The 20,145-nt window shown below is 55.2% G+C and carries 17 protein-coding genes; 5 read left to right on the top strand and 12 right to left on the bottom strand.

What is annotated here, in order from left to right; genetic code table 11:
* Positions 1–127: 127 nt before the first annotated feature.
* From JUF22_RS03920 to JUF22_RS03900, 5 genes are read right to left on the bottom strand one after another with little or no spacing between them, the layout of a single operon-like run.
* Entirely contained in the window at positions 128–352 is a 225-nt protein-coding gene (locus JUF22_RS03920; protein WP_203643555.1) for a hypothetical protein, read from the bottom strand.
* Between the two features lie 39 nt (positions 353–391).
* Entirely contained in the window at positions 392–1,387 is a 996-nt protein-coding gene (locus JUF22_RS03915) for an extracellular solute-binding protein (RefSeq protein WP_203643553.1), read from the bottom strand.
* Positions 1,388–1,391: 4 nt separating this feature from the next.
* Positions 1,392–2,213: a carbohydrate ABC transporter permease gene (locus JUF22_RS03910; protein ID WP_373306104.1), complete on the bottom strand. Its 822-nt coding sequence runs from the start codon at positions 2,211–2,213 to the stop codon at positions 1,392–1,394.
* Between the two features lies 1 nt (position 2,214).
* Positions 2,215–3,120, bottom strand: a complete 906-nt coding sequence (locus tag JUF22_RS03905) for a carbohydrate ABC transporter permease (protein ID WP_203643545.1) — start codon at positions 3,118–3,120, stop codon at positions 2,215–2,217.
* On the bottom strand, positions 3,113–4,150 hold the full coding sequence (locus JUF22_RS03900; protein WP_203643543.1) for an ABC transporter ATP-binding protein: 1,038 nt from the start codon (positions 4,148–4,150) through the stop codon (positions 3,113–3,115). The genes JUF22_RS03905 and JUF22_RS03900 overlap by 8 nt, the downstream gene beginning before the upstream one ends.
* An 899-nt stretch (positions 4,151–5,049) precedes the next feature.
* On the opposite strand from JUF22_RS03900, the gene JUF22_RS03895 reads away from it, so the two are divergent.
* From JUF22_RS03895 to JUF22_RS03880, 4 genes are all read left to right on the top strand, one after another.
* Positions 5,050–5,754 carry a response regulator transcription factor gene (locus tag JUF22_RS03895; RefSeq protein ID WP_203643541.1) on the top strand — a complete coding sequence of 235 codons (705 nt, stop codon included), beginning with the start codon at positions 5,050–5,052 and terminating at the stop codon, positions 5,752–5,754.
* The gene (locus JUF22_RS03890) at positions 5,735–7,120 is read left to right on the top strand and encodes a sensor histidine kinase (RefSeq protein ID WP_203643539.1); all 1,386 of its coding nucleotides are present in this window, start codon (positions 5,735–5,737) and stop codon (positions 7,118–7,120) included. Before JUF22_RS03895 ends, JUF22_RS03890 begins: the two co-directional genes overlap by 20 nt.
* A 275-nt stretch (positions 7,121–7,395) precedes the next feature.
* Positions 7,396–8,064, top strand: a complete 669-nt coding sequence (locus tag JUF22_RS03885) for a GNAT family N-acetyltransferase (protein WP_203643537.1) — start codon at positions 7,396–7,398, stop codon at positions 8,062–8,064.
* A gap of 823 nt (positions 8,065–8,887) precedes the next feature.
* Entirely contained in the window at positions 8,888–10,018 is a 1,131-nt protein-coding gene (locus JUF22_RS03880; protein WP_203643535.1) for a GGDEF domain-containing protein, read from the top strand.
* A 984-nt stretch (positions 10,019–11,002) separates the two neighbouring features.
* Here the strand turns inward: JUF22_RS03880 and JUF22_RS03875 are convergent.
* The 5 genes from JUF22_RS03875 to JUF22_RS03855 all read right to left on the bottom strand — a co-directional run bounded on the left by JUF22_RS03875 (position 11,003) and on the right by JUF22_RS03855 (position 16,241).
* Positions 11,003–11,200 (bottom strand): hypothetical protein, encoded by a 198-nt coding sequence (locus JUF22_RS03875; protein ID WP_203643533.1) that lies wholly within the window; start codon positions 11,198–11,200, stop codon positions 11,003–11,005.
* 640 nt (positions 11,201–11,840) lie between these two features.
* Complete coding sequence (locus JUF22_RS03870; RefSeq protein ID WP_203643531.1) at positions 11,841–13,304, bottom strand: WxL domain-containing protein; 1,464 nt, start codon at positions 13,302–13,304, stop codon at positions 11,841–11,843.
* Between the two features lie 18 nt (positions 13,305–13,322).
* Positions 13,323–14,408: a WxLIP family cell surface protein gene (locus JUF22_RS03865; protein WP_203643524.1), complete on the bottom strand. Its 1,086-nt coding sequence runs from the start codon at positions 14,406–14,408 to the stop codon at positions 13,323–13,325.
* A 306-nt stretch (positions 14,409–14,714) separates the two neighbouring features.
* Complete coding sequence (locus JUF22_RS03860) at positions 14,715–15,440, bottom strand: WxL domain-containing protein (protein WP_125763705.1); 726 nt, start codon at positions 15,438–15,440, stop codon at positions 14,715–14,717.
* A 369-nt stretch (positions 15,441–15,809) separates the two neighbouring features.
* A complete protein-coding gene (locus JUF22_RS03855) occupies positions 15,810–16,241 on the bottom strand; it encodes an Rrf2 family transcriptional regulator (protein ID WP_203639766.1) in 432 nt (143 codons plus the stop codon).
* Between the two features lie 562 nt (positions 16,242–16,803).
* On the opposite strand from JUF22_RS03855, the gene JUF22_RS03850 reads away from it, so the two are divergent.
* Positions 16,804–17,379: an NADPH-dependent F420 reductase gene (locus JUF22_RS03850; protein WP_203643522.1), complete on the top strand. Its 576-nt coding sequence runs from the start codon at positions 16,804–16,806 to the stop codon at positions 17,377–17,379.
* 396 nt (positions 17,380–17,775) lie between these two features.
* Here JUF22_RS03850 and JUF22_RS03845 read toward each other — a convergent pair whose 3' ends face one another.
* Complete coding sequence (locus JUF22_RS03845) at positions 17,776–18,816, bottom strand: alcohol dehydrogenase catalytic domain-containing protein (RefSeq protein ID WP_203643520.1); 1,041 nt, start codon at positions 18,814–18,816, stop codon at positions 17,776–17,778.
* Between the two features lie 108 nt (positions 18,817–18,924).
* A complete protein-coding gene (locus JUF22_RS03840) occupies positions 18,925–19,800 on the bottom strand; it encodes a LysR family transcriptional regulator (protein WP_203643518.1) in 876 nt (291 codons plus the stop codon).
* Positions 19,801–20,145: the final 345 nt, after the last annotated feature.

Below are 20,145 nucleotides of genomic sequence, written 5' to 3'. Positions count from 1 at the left end.
CTTTTAGTACAACGGCTTAAATTAAGGCCAGACACAGGGCCACAAACCGTCCGCAAAATCAGTGAACCAGTAACGGGCTAACGCCATGTCAGCCACGGTTTAGTTTTCACTAACTCGAAGATCCAGGCTATTGCGCCCGTAACTGTTTCGCGCGTTGTTGTCGGAGCTGTTTCAGAGCTTTTTCTGGCGTCGTGGCGCCGGCACTCAGCTGGTCAGACGCTTGGTTCACCGCGTTCAGATAAGCCGTGTAACCGTAGAAGGTCGGATCCGGTGAAGCGTGGGGCAACGACTGCACGGTCGCCTTGGCTGCCGGGTGCTGGGTCAGGTAACGCCGGTAGTCGCGACTCTTCAAGGCCTGGGTGGTCAGCGGCAGGTAGCCGGTGGCCTTAGCCTATTTGAGCGTCTGTTTTTGGCCCAGCAGGTAGGTCATGAAGGCCGCGGCCCCGCGGCGTTGGGCCGTGGAAGCTGATTTGAACATGACCAGATCATTACCTTGAATGGCACTGACGTGGCGGTTGCCCCGATAGCTGGGCAGCGGCGCCGTTCCCCAGTGAAAGCCCTTAGGCGTGCTGGTTTGGAGCACACCAATCGCGGCCGAGGAACCACTGTAGAAGAGCGTTTTACCCTTGAAAAATTGCACGTTGCCGTAGCCATCCGTCCCCGCTGTGGTGGCCGTCTTGGCCTTTAACATGTCGTAGACCACGTGGGTCGCCGCAAGCATCTTGGGGCTCGTGAGCTTCGGCCGGGGCGTCATCAGCGGCGTACCCGCCTGAGAGGTCAGCGTGTCCCATTCGGCACTGAAATTTTGGTTCAGTGCCAGCCCGGTCAGCCCCTGAGCCTTGACCCGGGTGGCATCGCGCTGGAGTGCCTCCCAGGAGCGGGGCACAGCCGTGTGCGTCTGCTTGAGGAGGTCGCGGTTGTAGAATAACAGGCCGATGGATTTGGAAAATGGCATGGCGTACGTTTGCCCACGGTAATAGCTGACTTGCCGGAGATTGGGGTCGATACGGGCCATGGTGCGTTTCGACAAATAATCGTTTAGTGGCACGATAAATTGACCATGCACGTAGTCGGGCACGTTGGTGTACGTGGTCTGGGCGATGGTTGGCAGGGTGTCAGACTTGGCGGCGGCCATGATTTTTTGTTGGACGTTGGCGAAGTTGCCCTGAGCGCTCGCAACGACGGTATATTTAGACTGAGAGTGGTTAAAGCCGCGAACTAATTCGTTGAGCGTCTGTTGGCTGGAACCGGTCATGCCGTGCCAAAAGGTCAGCGTGACCCGTTTGTGTGGGGACTGGGTCGTGGTCGGTTTGCCGGAACAGGCGGCCAGCGACCCCAGGGCCAGGATAGCGGTGAGACTCAGAAGAAGACGGAAGTGGTGTTTCATGTGATCAGCCTTTCAAACGGGATGCGGTCACCCCGAGAATTAAGTATTTTTGACAAGCAAGATAGAGAATGAATAACGGCAAAATGACGCAAACGGAGGCGGCCATCAGGAGCGGATAGTTGGTGCCCTGGTCGCTGGTGAAGGTCATCAGACCCACCGGCAACGTGCGTAACGCGTCGGTGTTGGTGACGATGAGCGGCCACATGAAGGCGTTCCAGGAGCCAATGACCTGCAGGAGCGCTACAGCCGTGATGATGGGCCGGTTGATAGGCACCAGGACGTGCCAGAGGTATTGCCAGTCGCTGGCACCGTCCAGTCGCGCGGCCAGGTACAGCGTTTGCGGTTGGGCCTTGAAGGCTTGGTGAAGGGCGACCAGCATAAAGGGACTGGCCAGCCACGGCACGATGAGCGCGGCGTAGGTGTTGATCCAGCGGAGGTGGGCCAGGGTGATGAAATTGGGAATGAGCAGGAGCTCACCGGGGACCAGCATCAGCGCCACCATGAGCGCGAACAGCCACCGCTGCCCGTAGAAGCGCAGATGGGTGAAGGCAAATGCCGCCAGTAGGCTGGTAAACAGCTCGCCTGACGTGGTCGCAACGGTCACCAGCACGGAATTCAGGCAGTAACGCGCAAAGGGCGCCGCCTGCCAAACGTGCCAATAGTTGAGCCACCGGAGAGATTTGGGCAGCCAGGTCGTGGTCACGGTCAGTGTTGTTGCGGCCGGTTGCAGACTAGTGATGATCATCCAGCCAAAGGGCAGGAGAATCAGGATGGCGCCCGCCGTTAGCAGGAGGTACCAGAGGGTGGTGCGAATGGGATGGGCCACGTTACCGCCCCCCTAACTGACGTTGCCGGTGGTGGAAGTAGCCGACCGTGATCAAGGTCAGGACACTCACACACAGAAAGAGCACGACGCCACAAGCCGCGGCGACCGCCATTTGATTTTCGACATAAAATTTTTGATAGAGGTAGACCATCAGGGTGAGGTCGGCGTCCCCCGGTCCCGCGGCGCCGTGAAAGAGCGCGTAGACCTGGTCGAACACCTTGAAATTGGTGATGCTGGTGTTGACGATGACCAGAATGGTGATGGGCATCAGCAGCGGCCAGGTCACGTTGGTGAACCGCTGCCAATCGCTGGCACCGTCCAGTTCGGCCGCTCGGGCAAATCGGTGGTCGATGTGGTTCAAACCGGCGAGAAATAAAATAATATTGAAACCCAGCCCCTGCCAGATGCAGACGATAATCAGCGCGCCCAGCGAGTAGTGCGGGTCGTTGAGCCAATCAATGGCGGGGATATGTAGGAGGCTCAGAAGTCGGTTGAGCAGACCACCATCCAGCCGGAAAATCCAGTTCCAGACCAGACCAATGGCGACCGTTGACGTGACAAACGGTAGGAAGTACACCGTTTGAAAAAAGTCGGCGAGTCGCGGAATCTGGTTGATGCCCAGCGCAATGGCGAGGGCCAAAGCCACCGACACCGGCACGGCGACCAGCACTAACAGTAAGGTGTTACGTGCGGCCAGGTGAAAGGTCGGGTCGTGCCAGAGATAGCCAAAATTGGCCCAGCCCAGGGCGCCGACGTGACCGGTATAGTAGTTGTATTTGGTATATAGGCTGATGAGAAACGCGTTCAGTAGCGGCCAGAGGATGAAGACCGCGGTGAGCACCAGTAACGGGGCCAGGTAGAGCAGGGCCTTGAGCGTGGATTTGGCGGTCGGTGTTTGGTTAAGCATCGCGGTCACCTCCCACAAGACTGTGGCCATCGGCGGCGAAGAGCGTGCAGCCGGTCGGGGCCAGCGTGATGGCAAGCGTTGTGGCGGTGGTCGTGGGGATGGCGGTGCTGACGAGCGGGCCCAGCGCCGTTTGTAAATGGGTTTGGACGTCGCGGCCCAATTGAATCTGCTGGATCACGGTCGCGGTCAAGCGGTGGCGGTCGGCCGTTGCCAGGCGGATAGCCTCGCTGCGGATACCCAGCGTGGTGGCTTGGGTTGTGGTTGGCAACAAGGATTTGAACTCGGCTGGCAGAAGGCCTAGCGGTACCACGTTGATTCGAGGCCGGCCAATGAATTGGGCCACGGTCAGGTTGGTGGGGTGCTGATACAGGTCGCCCCCGGACCCGACCTGTTGCAGGCGGCCGTTGGCGAGCACCATGATCTGGTCGGCTACTTGGAGCGCATCCTCCTGGTCATGGGTCACCAGGACCGTGGTCACGCCGGTCGTGCGTTGAATCTGGCGGATGACGCCGCGGAGTTCTTCGCGGAGCGTCGCGTCCAGACTCGACAGCGGTTCGTCCAACAATAAAAGGTTAGGTTGCTTGGCCAGGGCCCGGGCGATGGCGACCCGTTGTTGCTGGCCGCCAGAGAGTTCTTGGGGAAACTTACTCAACTGATCGGTCACCTGAACCAACTCGGCCAGTTCGGCCACGCGTTGGTAGCGGGCGGCCTTTTTGACATGGGCCATTTTCAACGGGAAACCAATGTTATCGCGGACGGTCAGGTGCGGGTACAGCGCATAATCCTGGAAGACCATGCCGATGTTGCGATGCCGACTGTCCGTGGCGGTCACGTCGGTCTGATCGAAGATGATCTGCCCGGCGTTGGGTGTTAACAGGCCGGCTATCAGGTTTAAGAGGGTGGACTTGCCACTGCCGCTGGGCCCCAGGAGCGCCGTCAGCTGGCCGTCTGGAATCTGGCAGTCAAAGTTGGTGAGGATGGGCGGCTGCTGGTCGTAGGCTAGTGTGATGTTTTTTAGGGTGACCCGCATAGGCCCAACCTCCTTTCTAAAAATAAACTGACTGATGTTTTTCGTTCCCGACGGCGGGCTCAAACCGCCCTGCTGTGGGGCCGGTTCCAGCCTGAGAAGCGGGCTTCCACCTCAACTTTGAGCCATAGAGCGGTCTCAAAGGTTGTCCCATGGCCTAAGCTGAGTGGGAAACCTCAGCTAACGCCATCGACACAGCCGGGCAGTTTGGCCCGCCTCTGGTCACTGACACGGTTGCTTATTTTTACAATGCCGTGGATGTCCGAGTCAGCCGCAATTGCGTGATTGATGTTGCCGTTTCTGGCGGCAGGCTCAACCTGCCTTGCTATGGGGCCGGTTCCAGCCTGAGAAGCGGGCTTCCACCTCAACTTTGAGCCGAAGAGCGGTCTCAAAGGTCGTCCCATGTTCTAAGTTGAGTGGGAAACCTCAGCTAACGCCATCGACACAGCAGGGAACCTTGATCCGCCTCTGGTCACTGACACGGTCGTTAATTTTTACAATGCCGTGGGACGCCGAGTCAGCCGCACTTGGATGGGTGATTGATGACGGCTATTTCCATTTTGGTGACTAGTGGGCTGGCGACCCTTGAATCTAACCAGCACCAAATGTATACATTGTGTCGTTGTTTAGATATGTCCCATTATAGCCTATCTGGACAGGCGGTGGTATCAATAATTTTGCGGTGGAATGGTCTTGAGTTGGCGTCGTAAAGCTTAGAATTTGGTTAAGCCGCCTAAGTTAGGGGAGAAATAATGCTAAAATGAAATCACCCGCACTTGAGGTGAATTAAAGCGACGACCTTTCAATTAGTTAATTGATGAGGCGCGCGACCTATCGCGCAAGTTGTTGGTTAGATAGGTGCAATTAAGAACAACTAGGGATGTTTAAGGGGGAGACCACACATGAACGTAACCATTTTGTTAGTCGAGGATGAAGAGGGGCTGCGGACGCTACTGAGTGCCGAGCTGGCGTTTGAGGACTACACCGTGATTCCTTGTGCCAGCGGGGAAGACGCTCTGACGCAGTTTGCGGCCCATCAGAGTGAAATTTCACTGATTATTTTGGATTGGATGTTGCCTGGCATTGACGGGCTGGGCGTGCTGCGGAAGATTCGGCGGCACTACGACGTTCCGGTGATTATGATGACCGCGCGGGATTACGTGGGCGACAAGGTGTCCGGCCTGGATGCCGGGGCCGATGACTACATCACCAAGCCGTTTGACACCGAGGAACTGCTCGCGCGGATTCGCGTGATTCTGCGGCGCAACGTGGTAAAAAATATTAACGATAAGAAATTCCACGTGGGACCACTGGCGTTAGATACCAAGACGCGCCAGGTCTTTGCGGCCGATGCCGAGATTCAGCTGACCCAGCGCGAGTTCGATTTACTCCTGACGTTCATGCAGCATCCCGGAGAGGTCCTGACCCGCGACGACCTACTGGACGCCGTGTGGGGCACCAATTTCGACGGGCAGGTCAACATCGTCGACGTCTACGTCCGCTACCTACGCAATAAATTAAAGGAAAGTGTTGCCAGCCAGATGATTCAAACGATTCGGGGCGTGGGCTACAAACTGGGTGCCGCTGATGAAGAAAACGCTCTTTAATACCAGTGCGGCGCGAATCACCAAGGTGTACGCACTCCTTCTGCTGGGCATCACCGTGATTCTGGGTGGTGTCATCATTTCCGTGGTCGGGGTCAAGCAGGCCGAGGTCCAGCGGCAACAGGCATTGGGCATCGTGCGCGGGCTGAAACGGACCTTCGTGGCCAACCGCGATGACTGGTACTGGTGGCGGATGAGTAGCTGGGCCGACAAGCGGACGACCTTTATCCGCATCAGCGTCACTAAACCTGGCAAGCCGACTAAGCATCTCTATTCGCCCAACACGCAACAGTTCTTGCGGGCCAAAGCCCACGAGACCGTGCACCAGGTGACGCCCAACTTCGGTTACCTGGAAAATTCGGGGCTGTATTATCACGTGCGCGCGTCCGACGTCGCCACGGATAAACGGGACCCGACCGTGCGCTACGACGTGTGGTTGAAGCTCAACGAGGTCACGGATTTGCTCTTGTTGCTGGTGAAATTGATCCTGCTGATTTCGCTAGCGTTTCTACTGATTGGGACCTGGTTCATTTACCTGTTGGCGCGGCAACTGAACCGCCCGCTGGTTGAGCTGACTGGCACGACCAAGGCCATCAACCAGGACATTTCGGAAAATTATCAACGGCAGTTACCGGTGCCGGCGTCGCCTCAGGAAGTTCACGACTTAACGGTCGAGTTCAACCTCCTGCTGCATTCGCTGAGCGAGCAGGAACAGGCCGACCGGCGCTTCGTGGCCAACGCCTCGCACGAATTGAAAACGCCCATCGCGACGATTCGCGGGTACGTTTCCATGGTCAAACGGCGGGGCACGGCGCATCCCGAGGTGATTCCGACGGCCCTGCAGTTCATTGACCAGGAGTCCGAGCGGATGCAACGGCTGGTGGAGAGTTTACTGAAGCTGTCGCGGGCCAATCAGCTGGAGCTAACCACGGCCAGCGTGGACCTGAGCCAATTGGTGACGGAGACGGCCGCTAATTACGGCACGTCAATGGGGCGCGAGGTCATTTTAAACGTTCAACACCACGTCACGGCACAAGTGAACGCGGATAGCCTCACGCAGATCCTCACGAGCTTGTTGAACAATGCTCAGAAGTATTCGCCGACGGACTCGCCCATCACGGTGACGCTGGCGGCCGTGGGCAAGCAGTTGACGGTGGCCGTGGCGGACCTGGGGATGGGGGTGCCGGACGACCAAAAGGCCTTGATCTTCGGCCGCTTTTACCGGACCAGCAACGTGCGCAACAGCGTGGCCGGCAATGGGTTAGGCCTGGCCATCGTTCATCAGCTGGTCACCCTCAGCCATGGCACTATCGTGGTGAAGGATAATCAGCCGCGGGGAAGCGTGTTTGAAGTGACCTTGCCGCGGTGAGTGGGCGTTTCTGAGAAATTCTCAGCAAAGTTTCTTTTTAAATAGATGGAGCCCCTTCACTAAACTGTGTAGAATAAGTCACAGTTAATCAGGAAGGGGTTTTTGATTAACGGGGGAAGCATCATCCCGGCACCATCTGCGGGGGAGCAACACAGCAGAGGCCAGGAGTAAGCAGAATAGAAGCAGGTTGATGGTTATTGGAGTAGCACGGAAAAAATTAAACTGGGCGCCGGACTGTGGGGACAGTGACGACGCCAGAAAGGGGGCAGCCAAGTATGATGCATCCATTAAAGATTCGGGAGCTTCACTATGCAGACGTGCCGGCGTTGGCCAAGATTGTCGGTCAGCTCTGGCAATTCGATCAATCTAATCGCGGGTTAAATGAAGCGGCGGCGCGCGTTTACTTGCGGACGTGCTTGACGCAACAGAATTACGTTCGCGTTGCCGTGTGGCAGCACCAGGTGGTGGGGGCCATCTTGGCGGATACCAAGTACCGCAAGAAGGAACGCTCATATGATCTGTGGCAACTGGCAGTGGCCAAGGCGGCTTTAGCCGTTCGGCCGGGGGGCTGGCAGCTGTTACGGCAATTACGCGAGCGGGGCACGATTGATGATCATCTCTTGTCTAGCCTGCAGCGGCGCGAGTTCTTGGGGGAAATCGTGCTGCTGATGGTCGACCCGGAGTATCAAAACCTGGGCATCGGCCACCAGCTGGTTCAAACAGTTGCTGAGTATTGGGATGCGGCACCGGTTGATAAGGTGTACTTATTTACTGCGGCAGAACGTTTGGGGCGTTTCTACCGTCAGCAGGGCTTTCAGGAAAGCCAACGTGAGCAAGTTGATTGGCCAGCAGCCGACCAGCCGCGCCAGTTAGCCGGGTATTTGTACACGGGCCACGTCAGTGATCTGGCGACTGCCCCCAAGCATCATCTATGCAAGGAATAAGGTCAGGCCTGGGCCGAATGTGGGGACGTTCGCTCGAGGTCAGCACAAGTTTTTCAACTAAATAAACCACGAAGACCGGTTGATTATGAACCGGTCTTTTTGTGTTTTAGGACAATTAGTTAATAGTTATATTAAGACGCCTAGTATAATTGTTTACATAATTCAGCACTTTGGCCATTCTGGTGATAGTTTTCCCGCAATAAATAGCCTAATATTGGACACAGTCAATTAAGTGGTAATAAATTGACTGTGTAGACGAATAATTGGGTCATTTAGAGTAGGTGTTGGGTATCAATTCCCAGCAACTAGGCGTAAATGACCCCTTTAATCAGTGCTACGTGGTCGTTAAACTAGTTATGTGGCTACGGTTTAAAGCCGTGCTGGTTGCTGAGTAAGGCGACCAAGATACACCGAACAGACGATGGCAGGGTGAAAACCAGCCACCGTTTGTGGGTTAAACCAGTGTCAGCCGCAGGGCTGGTGAAACTGAGCCGAGTTGGTCGATGTCAGTGACCAGAGGCGGGCCAAAGTGACCAGCTGTGTCGGTGGTCTTGGCTGAGGTTCTTACTCAGCCTAGCCCACGGGACAACCTTTGCGACCGGTTTTCAGGCGCAAAGTTGAGGTGGAAGCCCGCTTCTCAGGCTGGAACCGACCCCATAGCAGGGCACTTTGAGCCCGCCGCCGGGAACGGCAAGCATCAACCCGCGTCCCGGTTCAGTTTTCACCGGCCCGGAGGCGCTGATAAAGACAGTCGTTAAAACCAGGGCCAAGCGTGGCGCTGGCTATTCACGTAAAAAAATTTAGAAAAGAAGAGGGTTTCGCCATGACGTGGTCTCATTGGCAAGTGCCGCCATTTATCACCAGTGTGTTCTTTGTTTTAGGGGTTTTCACGCTCTATTGGGTCTCATATAACTGGATTGCCTCCTGGGCGCGGAACCACTGCCTAAAAGTTTCAGAGGAATCCATCAACACGTGGTACGGTGTCGCGTACATGATGGCCTTTGCGTTTGGCATCCAGACGTTCGTGGTGGGACAGCCCAATTCCTGGGAGTTCATGAACTTTCAGCTAATTGCCGTTATCTTCTGTGCGTATTTCTTAAATATTCATATCCCGTACTATTGGTTTTTCCCAATTTTGTTGGCGTACATGACGTTCAACGGGTCGCTGGGGTACTGGGAGTCGTGGGGGCACGCGGCCACGATGATGACGTTCTTCATCACGTTAAATGTGATCCGGGTGCGTTATCACAATCACAAGATGGCACCGGTGCTGTACATGGCGGTCGGTATCCCGTTTGGGGGCCTGCTGTGGCTGTGGATGAAACTGAAGTTTGATTTTACCTGGCTGACGTTCTGGGAAGAGTGGGCCTACCTGATTATCTTTGAGGTGTTGCTCTACATTTATGTATCCATGTTGTCACACGATGTCGAGTTAAAATTACGGCTGGCCAAGTTTGCCAGTCACGATGCCTTGACCAAGACGGAAAACTTTGCGGCTTATACGGATGCCATCCAGTATCTGTTTGACGAGCACCAGAACAGTCGTCGGCCGCTGGCCATGATGATGTTTGATATCGATCATTTCAAACACATCAACGATACCTACGGCCATTCGGCGGGGGACGCCGTCTTGCAACAGGTCACCGACACGGTCCAGACCGTGCTAGAGGCTAACGATTCGACGGTCAAACTCTACCGGACCGGGGGCGAGGAATTTAACATTCTCTTCCCAGGGTACGATTTGGTTGAGACCGAGCACATCGTCAAACAGATTTTTACCGCGGTGAACCATTTGGAAATTCACTCCGCGCAGACTATTATTCACGTGACCATTTCCGTGGGGGTCTCGGCGGTTTCTGGGGATGACCAGTCGCCGATTGATTTCTACAACCGCGTGGACCAGAACCTGTACCACTCCAAGCGCAACGGCCGGATGCAGGTTACTGTGGCTTAGCCCTTTTTATACTTGTTTGGGGCGGATTGTGGATGATTGGCCGCCTGCGGCTTCCAGGACTACGCCTGCTGTGGGGCCGGTTTCCGCCGAAGGGCGGGCTCCCACCTCGATTTGAAACCTCGCTGAAGTTCGCGAGGTTCCAAAGTCGTCCCAGGCTGTAAGCCGGCTCAAAAACGCCGACTAACACCCTCGACACAGCCGTCTCCGTCCTGGCTTCCTCCGGCTCCTGGTTGATTTCTGACCGGAAGCTGGTGTTAGGGCCAAGCCCCAGTGACCTGCCTCTGGTGTGTTGGTAGCGTAGTGTGGTAGGAAATTGCTGCTTGCGGCTTTCAGGACTACGCCTGCTGTGGGGCCGGCTTCCGCCGAAGGGCGGGCTCCCACCTCAACTTTAAGCCTTGCTGAAAAGCGCAAGTCTCAAAGGTCGTCCCAGGCTGTAAGCCGGCTCAAAAACGCCGACTAACACCCTCGACACAGCCGTCTCCGTCCTGGCTTCCTCCGACTCCTGGTTGATTTCTGACCGAGAGTTGGTGTTAGGGCTAGACCCAGTGTGGCGGTCGTTGGTGGTATTGGCGACAGTCAGTAGTCAAGTGATGACGGTTATAGTGATTGGTAAAATGGCTGATCCATGTCAGTGACCAGAGGCGGGCCAAACTGCCCAGCTGTGTCGGTGGTCTTGGCTGGGGTCCTTTCCCAGCCTAGCCCACGGGACGACTTTTGAGACCGACCTTTGGCTCAAAATCGAGGTGGAAGCCCGCTTCACAGGCTGGAACCGACCCCATAGCAGGGCGGTTTGAGCCCGCCGGCGGGAACGACTATTGAGCACCCGTTTTCACTTAAAAACAAATTTAACGATTTTAGATAAGTTCAAAGCAGATAGCAAAAGATGCGACTAACGCATGCGGAAGGTTAGTCGCGTCTTTTTGCGCTATTCAGAAATTTGTGTAGGGGATACAGTATGTGACAGCGCCTGAATAGCGCAGTGGCCTAAGCCATCAGGTACGGCACATCTCGGCCGATGGAGGCGCGGATGATTGCTTGAGCCGTGGCCCAGTCTTCCTGATTGACCAGGATTGCCGTTGCGTCGGTGTCAGTTGCATGCACCGTGACGGGATGGTGTTCCAAAGCTGCTTGTTGGATGAATTGATTTAAGTTAGAGTTGTTTTCGGTATTCATATTTTTCATGTGGAGTTCCTCCGGTTTCAAAGACTACAGTCAGGTCGTTTGAAGTTGGTAGCGACTTGCGTTTGAAACGGTATCGCTATCCATGAACCTATCATAGCTGATGGGCCAAACGACTGCACTAGGGTTTGCCTGAAATTTTTCTGATAAATTCTCAGATAAGGCGTAGCGGCGGAAATATGCGGTAGCCGTAATCGGGTGACCACACAAAAATACTGGGTTCTCGGCATTGAGGACTCAGTATTTTTGTGAGATGTGAAAGAATAACTAGTCGGTCAAATCCAAATAGACAGACCAACAACAAATCTAAGCAGGGCCAGTCCAACCAAACACACTTCGGGATAGACCAGCCCAGTTCGTGTTTCGGAGCTACAACCTGTCAGTTAGGCGGCTAGTGAAAAGCGCGGTCGCCGTCAGTGACCAGAGGCGGGCCAAACTGCCCAGCTGTGTCGGTGGTCTTGGCTGGGGTTCTTTCCCAGCCTAGCCCACGGGACGACTTTTGAGACCGTCCTTTGGCTCAAAATCGAGGTGGAAGCCCGCCCTTCGGCTGGAACCGACCCCATAGCAGGGCGGTTTGAGCCCGCCGGCGGGAACGATAAGTTACCGCGAACTTTTCACTAAGACAGTCAGATTGACAGGAAAGCTAGCTTGGGGCGACGGAGAGGGTCCAGGTGACGGTGCTCTGGTAGTCGCCCGCCGTCACCAACGGATCTTGGCTCAGTAAGAGCTGACTGTCGGTGACGTCAAAGTCCTGACCGTCGTAATCGCTGGAGGTGTAAATCGTGGTGGCTTCGTTATTGGCCGGCACGTTTTGGTCCAGCCGGTCGGCAGGGTCGTAGACGTCCAGCGTGGTTGCGCCCAGGTGGCTACTGTTGGTCCCGTCTAACGTGAATTGGGGCAGGGTCGCCGTGAGCGTCCAGTCGCCGCCGGTCTCGCGACTGTCGGTGACGGTCAGGGAGCCGTTGTTGTTGCCATCGTAGTTACTGCCATTGCTGGCGACATCCATGTTGTCTAGGGTCGCGTCGCCTTGGCACAGCGTGGCGGCGTCGATTCCGCCGAAGTTAAAGTTCGGGACCGCCGTCAGGGATAGCAGACCGGTCTTTTCCACGGTTAGGAGCGCTGAGTTGGTGGTGACCGATTTGGTACTGCCGTTTAACGTGTAATTCAGCGTGGCGTAGTACGAGGTCCCGTTATCGCCGGCCACGGAAGCGCTGTTGACGGTGTAACTGGTGTCCGTCGTATTCAGGGCCGTGGCGGTGCCGTCCTCGACGCGGTACCAATTGGAAACGGTCATGCCCTCTGGGAGATCTCGGAGGGTAAATGTGGCGTCGCTACCTTCCTTGACGGTGACGTTTTGTAGCGTCCCAATCATGATTTTGACGGAATCTTTTTTGCCGTTGCTGGACCCGGTAATTGTGACGATGCCGTGGTCGTTGGCCAAGCCATCGGTGCTGCTTGAGGTATCGGCCGCGACGACGTTCCCGTATTCATCGACCGAGGCCAGCGACGGATTACTGCTGGTCCAGGTGATGGGGTCGGTCGCGGTGCTTGGCGTGACGGTCGCGTGAACCGTCGTGATTTCACCGTTGTACAACGCGGTGCTGTCGGCCGTGACTTTGATACTGGTCGTGGGCACCCGGTCGGGCATGATGATGACATCGGCGATCCGCGACCATTCGTTGTAGAACAGGCCGATGCCGGTAAAGTCGTATTGACATTGAAAGTACAGGTGGGTGACGCCACTGACTTGGGGCGCGGTAAACGTATAGGTCGTACTGTTCGAGCCGACCTTACTGTAGGTGTTGCCGCCGTCCGTGGATTCCCACCAGACGTATTTCCGACTGCCAAAGGGGTTGGTCAGAGCTTCCAAAATGTTCCGGGTCCCCTTGGCGGACAACGTCACCGTGTCGCCAGAAATATGGTTGGAGTCGATGGGCTCCTGCGTGAAGCCCCCGGCTAAGTTGATGCCCAGAATCGACGTTGGGGGTGACGTCGGCGTTTGCGGCGCGGTACTGGCCGCCTGAGCGGAAACGCCAATATTGAGGATGCTCAGGCCAACTAGGAGCCCAATCACCAGCCGGGTTAATTGCCGTTGCCATTTGCGCATGTCCAACACCCCCATGTCTTACGCGTGCGTATCGTTTGTTGACTGCGAATCGTCTGAATCATCGTCATCATCATCGTCGCGTGACCGCCGTTTGCCCAGCAGGTAGGCGCCAATGATCAACAGTAAGGACAGGAACAAGAAGAGTAATAACCAGAGCCACCAGTAGGCCGGTTGCTCATCAGATTTGATCACGGAATTGTGTTCCGCGATTTGTTTTCGGGTCAGGGTAAACGTGCCGCTGAAATTCCACGTGCGTTTGCCACTGGTGACGTGGAGCTTCAACGTGTACTTGCCGGCCGTTAGCTTTTTACTGCCAAGGCCGACCTGGTAGTCGAACCAGCTGTTGGGCGCCATGGAACCGTTGTGGAGGTTCTCCGTGGCAATCTGCTTGCCCGTGCTATTTTGCATGACGCGGGCCGCAATATCCATGCGGCCAAATAGGGCGGGTGTCAGGTTACGGATGCGGGCGAACGCCGTTGGATGGGTGTTCGGTTGCCGCACGCCGACACCGGCTAATTTCAACTGGGTGCGGAAGGTCTGATTGGGCTGACACTGAAGCGCCACGGCGGTGACCTCGGCGTAGCGGTTGTTCAGCCGGAAGTCGGAGGCGTCGCCGTTTTCCGTTTGCGCCTTGGTGGCGTGCGGATCGGTCACGAACAGGCCGCCGAGCACCTCACCGGAGAAGCCGGCCGTGGGAATCTGGGTATGAAAGGTGACCGTCTTGCCCTGGCGCGGGGCCAACGTGATAGTGACGGGGCCCGACGTCATCTTGGTAAACGTGGTCTGGGCCGACGCGTCGGTCCGTTTGGACGGAATGTAAACGGCGTTGCCGCTGTCGGCGGTGGTGGCGTTGACCGGAATGACCTGAAGGGTCCGGGTGTTGTCGCTGGGGTTCGTCACCGACAGTTTCAACACCTGGGTCGCCCCGGGCGTGACCTTGAGATCGAAGTAGCCCGCCTTCGTCGAAATCTGATTTTTAGGCAACAGGGGGGTCGCCGCAAAATTGGCGGGCACCTTGGCGGCGGAAGCGGGCGCGGCACCAGCTAGTCCCCCCGTCAGAAGCAGACCAGCGGCGAGGAGGGGGTAAAGCCATTTGAGTTTCATTTCAGCACGACCTTCCTTGATCAGTGAACCGCAGCCGTTGGCGGGGAAACGTCTTAGTGAGGTGACCTTAACTGTTTAGGCGGTTAGGGGGATTCTGCTTGAGTAACTAAGACAAACATTAGTCAGAAGCCGGCGCCAATCGCGACGCAGATGGTTAGTTAGATTAACCGGTTGCGGTAAGTATCGGGTTTAGCTAACGTTTAGTGTTAGTTAAACCCGGACCTACGGGTATTAGACGCCATTCGGCTGTGTAGTCAAACGGCGTCTAAGCCCAGACTATTTAACTGACAAATGACTGGTCCATGACTATTGGGCAGGCGTGGTGGTTGCTGGGGCATTTTGTAAGGCCCAGTAAAGCGTCGCGTCGTAAGTCCCGGCGACGATGGTGGGTTGCTGATCGACCAGTAAGTTACTGCTCGTGGCGGTCGTGGCGCTGTTGTTGCCTTCACCCGTTTCAGCGGACGCGTTCCACAAGGTTTGTGGACTGCTGATCCAGCCGTTGGTGACGGCGGACTGCGTTAATTTCAGACTGCTTGGGGCAGCGGTGGCACTGTTGTCGAGGGTGCCCGGCGTCTGATTCAAGTTCAACGTCGCGTTGGTAATGGTCGATTTGCCCGAGGTAAAGGGACTTAACCCCACGGAAAGTGACCAGCCGGCGTTGTTGCCACGGAAGTCAGTCACGTTCAGGGTACCGGTATTGTTGCCGTCGTAAGCGGTTCCACTAGTGGGTGCCCCACTGGTGACCGGAACCGTGGTGTTGGCCGTGGCGATGTCTTTAACACTGACGGTCCCCAACATGATGTTAGGCACCTGGTTCAGGCTCAACGTCCCGGGGGTCACCGTAAATTCCGCGTTGGACGTGGCTTCGGCATTGCCGGTGCTGTCCGCAACGTAGCCACTGGAAACGTTGGTCAAGTTACTGGTTGCGGTCCCAGGACCAGCGGCGCCGGCAACTAACGGATTCAAGGCCAGCACGGCTGCGGCGACGGCCACAGTACTGCCAACGCCACTCAGTAATTTTAGAACACGCATAATTTTCTCCTCCAATCTGGGTTAGACCCAAGTTTGACAAACAAAGTACCGACTTGGTTGGGTGGCCAACGGTGCCGGTCGCACTGGGGTGACAGAGGGCTGTTTGCGGGGGTTGGCCGGCAATGGTTGGTCACGGGAACCAAGTTAGGGTTAAATAAGTGTCGCTCTCCTCCGGTGGCAACTGTATGGTAACAGGGATTGGGTAGTGACAGTTATGAGAAGGCTAAGCTTAGCGTGGTGACTACACCAACTGCAAAACGTGGGGTGCGTTTGCTGGTAAATTGTGGCGCAGCACTCCGCGTGATACAGGGGAGACAAAAATTGCCGGCTAATTGGCTGTGAGCGCAATTAGTCGGCAATTTGAATGAATTACTCAGTGGTGAGTCGTTGCATCAGCGTGACGTCATTGAGGACGTCCTGCAGGGTGATCTTCGCCATCTTGGCCTCCGCGGCGGCCTGAATCTCTTGGTAGTAGTTGGTTAAAACCTTGGGTACCGTCTGCCCGACTGGACAGTTCTGCGAGGTATGGGTGTCCACGTTGAGCAGGGGCGCCTGGTTGGGGAGCGTCGCGTAGATGTCCCGCAGCGTGATGGCCGCCGGTTCGCGGGCGAGCGCCAGTTGGGTCGGCCCGTGCGTTGGCGCTAAGAGGTCGTGGCGTTTTAAATTGGCCATGATCTTGCGGATGAGGCTGGGTGAGGTTTCTAGACTGCTGGCAATTTCTTGGCTGGTCATTTTTTTGCCTTTGAAGTAGGCGATGTAGACTAGGACGTGGATGGTGTCACTGAACTGCGTGTTCGCCATGTTTTTTGGCGCCTCCTTTATTTTTTGGTTACATTTTGTTTGGGTTTAACTTTGGTCGTTGTCAGCGCCTCCGGGCTGGTGAAAATGGGCCGTGGCGCTGTGGGCGCACGTCTGGAGCCGAAGGGCGGTCTCCAGACTTACTTTGAGCCTCTGAGAAGCGAGTCTCAAAGATAGCAGTTGCCTAAGCAGGAGACCCGCTTAGGCAACTCCCACGGCTGAGCCCATTTTCACCAGCCCTGCGGCTGACACTGGTTGACCCCAGAACCAGTCGTGGCGGCGTTAAATAAGTCGGCGCCGGTTCTTTCCACTTTGATTTTTGCGTTGGCCAGTGTGACGGATTGGATTGTTGATCGGTTTTACTTTAAATACAGATAGTCTTTAAATGAAAACTTCAAATCATTTCTGTATTATATTCTATAACACTTTGGTGAAAAAATCAGGTAAAACCGTTTGATTAAATTAATTTAAGCGAATTCATTGACTTTAATCGTTAATTGACGTATCTTAAAAGTGTACTTAAAAATAATACAAAATATCAAAAACACATCAGGGGGTCTGCATTATGGCAGCAATTACAATTTTTGGTAAGGGTAACATGGGTCAAGCAATCGGTGACGTCTTCACACAAGGTGGGAACCAGGTTAGTTTTATCGATGCTGGTGACGCTGTTGAAAACTTGGGTTCAATCGTCGTTTTGGCTGTGCCATTCAACGCTGCGTTGAGCATTGCCAAGGCTAACCAAGCCGCTTTAGCTGGCAAGGTTGTCGTCGACATTACCAACCCATTGAATTTTGACACTTGGGACGAATTAGTTGTTCCCGCTGACAGTTCCGCAGCCGCACAAATCGCTGCCTTATTGCCAGATTCCAAGGTGGTTAAGGGCTTCAACACGACCTTCGCCGCAACGTTACAAAGCCGCAAGGTCAGCGACCAAGTCCAAACGACTGTCATGGCCGCTGGGGATGACGCCGCTGCTAAGCAAGAATTAGCCGACGCCTTGAACGACAGTGGTGTGGCCTTCGTTGACGCTGGTTCCCTGAAGCGTGCGCGTGAACTCGAAAGCTTTGGTTTCTTACAAATGACCTTGGCTGCCAGCGAAAAGATTGGCTGGACCGGTGGCTTCGGCGTTTTAAAGTAAAGAGTAGAATAGAAGATTAGTAAAATAGTAAGGGCCCGAGAACGTTGATGTTCTCGGGCCCTTTTTGTGAGTTGAGTGACAAACAAAAGAAGGATTAAGCCAAATTGTTGCTGGCTTAATCCTTCTTTTAAAATGAAATACATCAATTTTAAATGACGTTGTTAATACGAAAAACTGAAAATAGGCGATCATTGTTAGTGACCAGAGGCGGGCCAAAGTGACCAGCTGTGTCGGTGGGCTAGGCTGGGGTGTTTTCCCCGCCTAGCCCACGGGACAACCTTTAAGACCGTTTCTCAGGCTCAAAGTTGAGGTGGAAGCCCGCCCCTCAGGCTGGAACCGACCCCACAGCAGGGCGCTTTGAGCCCGCCGCCGGGAACGGAATAGATCAACCTATTTTTAGTCGACAACGACCAAGGACTTGATAGCTTCACGCTTCGTCATAGCTTGGTAAGCATCGTCAATGGCGTCCAGCTTGAAGGACTTCGTGAAGACCTTCCCAGGATGGATGTCGCCGTCGAGAACGGCCTTCAACAAGGTTTGCTTGTCGTAGGTCGTTACGGAAGCGGGGCCCCCAGCGATGATGGTGTTGCTGTAGAAGGAACTGCTCATGTCCATCTTAGGTTCGTGTGGCAGGCCAACCCGGCCAACGATGGCGCCTGGACGGCCGACCTTCATGGCCGTGTCGTTAGACTGTTCCGTCCCGACACATTCGAGCACGGCGTCGGCACCGGCGTTGTTGGTCATAGCCATCACCTTGGCAACCGCGTCGTCACCACGTTCAGCGATGATGTCGGTAGCACCAAATTCAGTGGCCAGCTTTTGCCGGTCTTCGTGACGGCTCATGATGATGATCCGCTTGGCACCGCGCATTTGGGCAGCGATGACGCCACAGAGACCCACGGCACCGTCACCAACGACGACGACCGTGTCACCGGTGGAAACGTTAGCGACGCGAGCGGCGTGGTAACCGGTAGCCATGACGTCGGCTAAGGTCAGCAGGGACTTCAGCATTTCTTCGCTGTAGTCGGCTGGCTTGCCAGGAATCTTGACCAGGGCCCATTCGCCGTGTTGGAAACGAATGTATTCGGCTTGGACACCGTTACTGAAGTTGTCGGTGTGGTTTTGGCAATCGCCGTCAAAACCGGCCCGGCAAGCCGCACAGTGACCGCAACCATGGGTAAATGGGGCGATAACAAAGTCGCCGGGTTGGACGGTCGTGATGTCACTGCCGACTTCTTCAACGATCCCGATGGCTTCGTGGCCGGTGTTTTCGGAATGCTTTTCCTTGTCTTCAAGCCCGCGGTAAGCCCACAGGTCGGAGCCACAGACACAGGTCCGGACAACGTGAATAATCACGTCATCGGGTGCTTGCACCGTTGGCTTGTCAATATCTTCAATTTGAACTTTTCCAGGTTCCATGAACATGGTGGTTTTCATAAGTTTGTGACCTCCTAAACATATCTAAGTGAATTTTAAGCGTTTGCATTTTGAATGTAAAGTAACTAAACTTTTCAACCTTTCTGTCGGGTGGGTGGTATTTTCAGCTCACCCCTCAGGCCAGGCGTCCTTCAGCGTCGTGATGATTGGGGTTACCTGGGACGTGGCGGCGGTTAAATAGTTGGCGTAAATGGCCATGTGGGCCGCAGCATCACTGATGGGTAGGAGTCGCCGAGTGTCGTCAACCGTTGCTTGTGGCGGCAGGGTCGGATCGAAGGGCGAGACGTTGGTGGCAAAGTAGGGAAAGTCGGAAAATTTGGTAATCTCCGCCAGGGCTTCCCGTTCCTTTTGGTAAAAGAACTTGGCGTCGGGGATGTTGTCCTGGATGATGGCGCGCCAGGGACCGATGTCGACGGGGACCACAAAACTCAGGCCGGCCAGATCCGCGAAGGTGACCGTGGACTGGTTGGCTTGGTACATAAACTTGTTGAGGTGGATTGCCAGATTTTCCGCGCCAATTAGTTGGCTAGTGATGTCGGTGGCGGACAGCGGGTGGTTGGTGAAAACTAAGGTGTACTCGTGATTACGAAGACTCTGTGCTGGTTCGGGGAGCGTGACGGCGGTGATCAGTTGGAGGTTAGCGGGCAACTGGCTTGTCAGTGATTGCAAGACAATCATGGGTCCCGGCAGAGTGGCCGCCACTTTAAACACGCGTTGGTTGCGGTCAAAATTTTGAATGCGGACCGCGGTCTCATGATTGGCCTGTAATAATTTGGCGGCTTCGCGAGCAGCGAGTTCCCCGGTCGCGGTTAGGCGAATCCGGTTGGGCTGACGGTCAAAGAGCTGTACGCCCAGGTCAGTCTCGAGCTTTTGCATGCCCCGGGTCACGGTCGGCTGCGTCACGTTGAGCGTAGCCGCCGTCTTGGCTAGCGTTCCCGTTTGGGCAAAGGTGACGAGTTCTTGGAGCAGGTAATTGTCTAACAAATTGGTGAACCTCCTTAATGGGTGAATGGAATTTTGAGCAGGTTGCGGAGGTACTTTGAAGTGCCTTCTTCTATTTGATTGCGGCGTGGTTATAATGGATTTTGTGGTTAAGCAGGACAGTAAAGCTGAGAATTGCGGATGGGTAAGTCCAATGTTAGTTATGGTTAGTAAATATGATGCAGGTCTTAAGTCTCAATATGTTGCTCGTATGCGGTCTAAGTCTGTGTAAGCCGCAGGGATGGTGAAAATAGACTCAGCCGTGGGAGTTGCCTTAGCGGTTTACCGCTTAGACAACTGCTATCTTTGAGACTCGGGCTGGGAGGCTCAAAGTAAGTTCGGAGACCG

The sequence above is a fragment of the Levilactobacillus lanxiensis genome (genome assembly GCF_016861655.1).
Taxonomy (GTDB): Bacteria; Bacillota; Bacilli; order Lactobacillales; family Lactobacillaceae; genus Levilactobacillus; species Levilactobacillus lanxiensis.
Note: the sequence above shows the minus strand (reverse complement) of the source record. Positions and strands in the feature narration are given on the sequence as shown.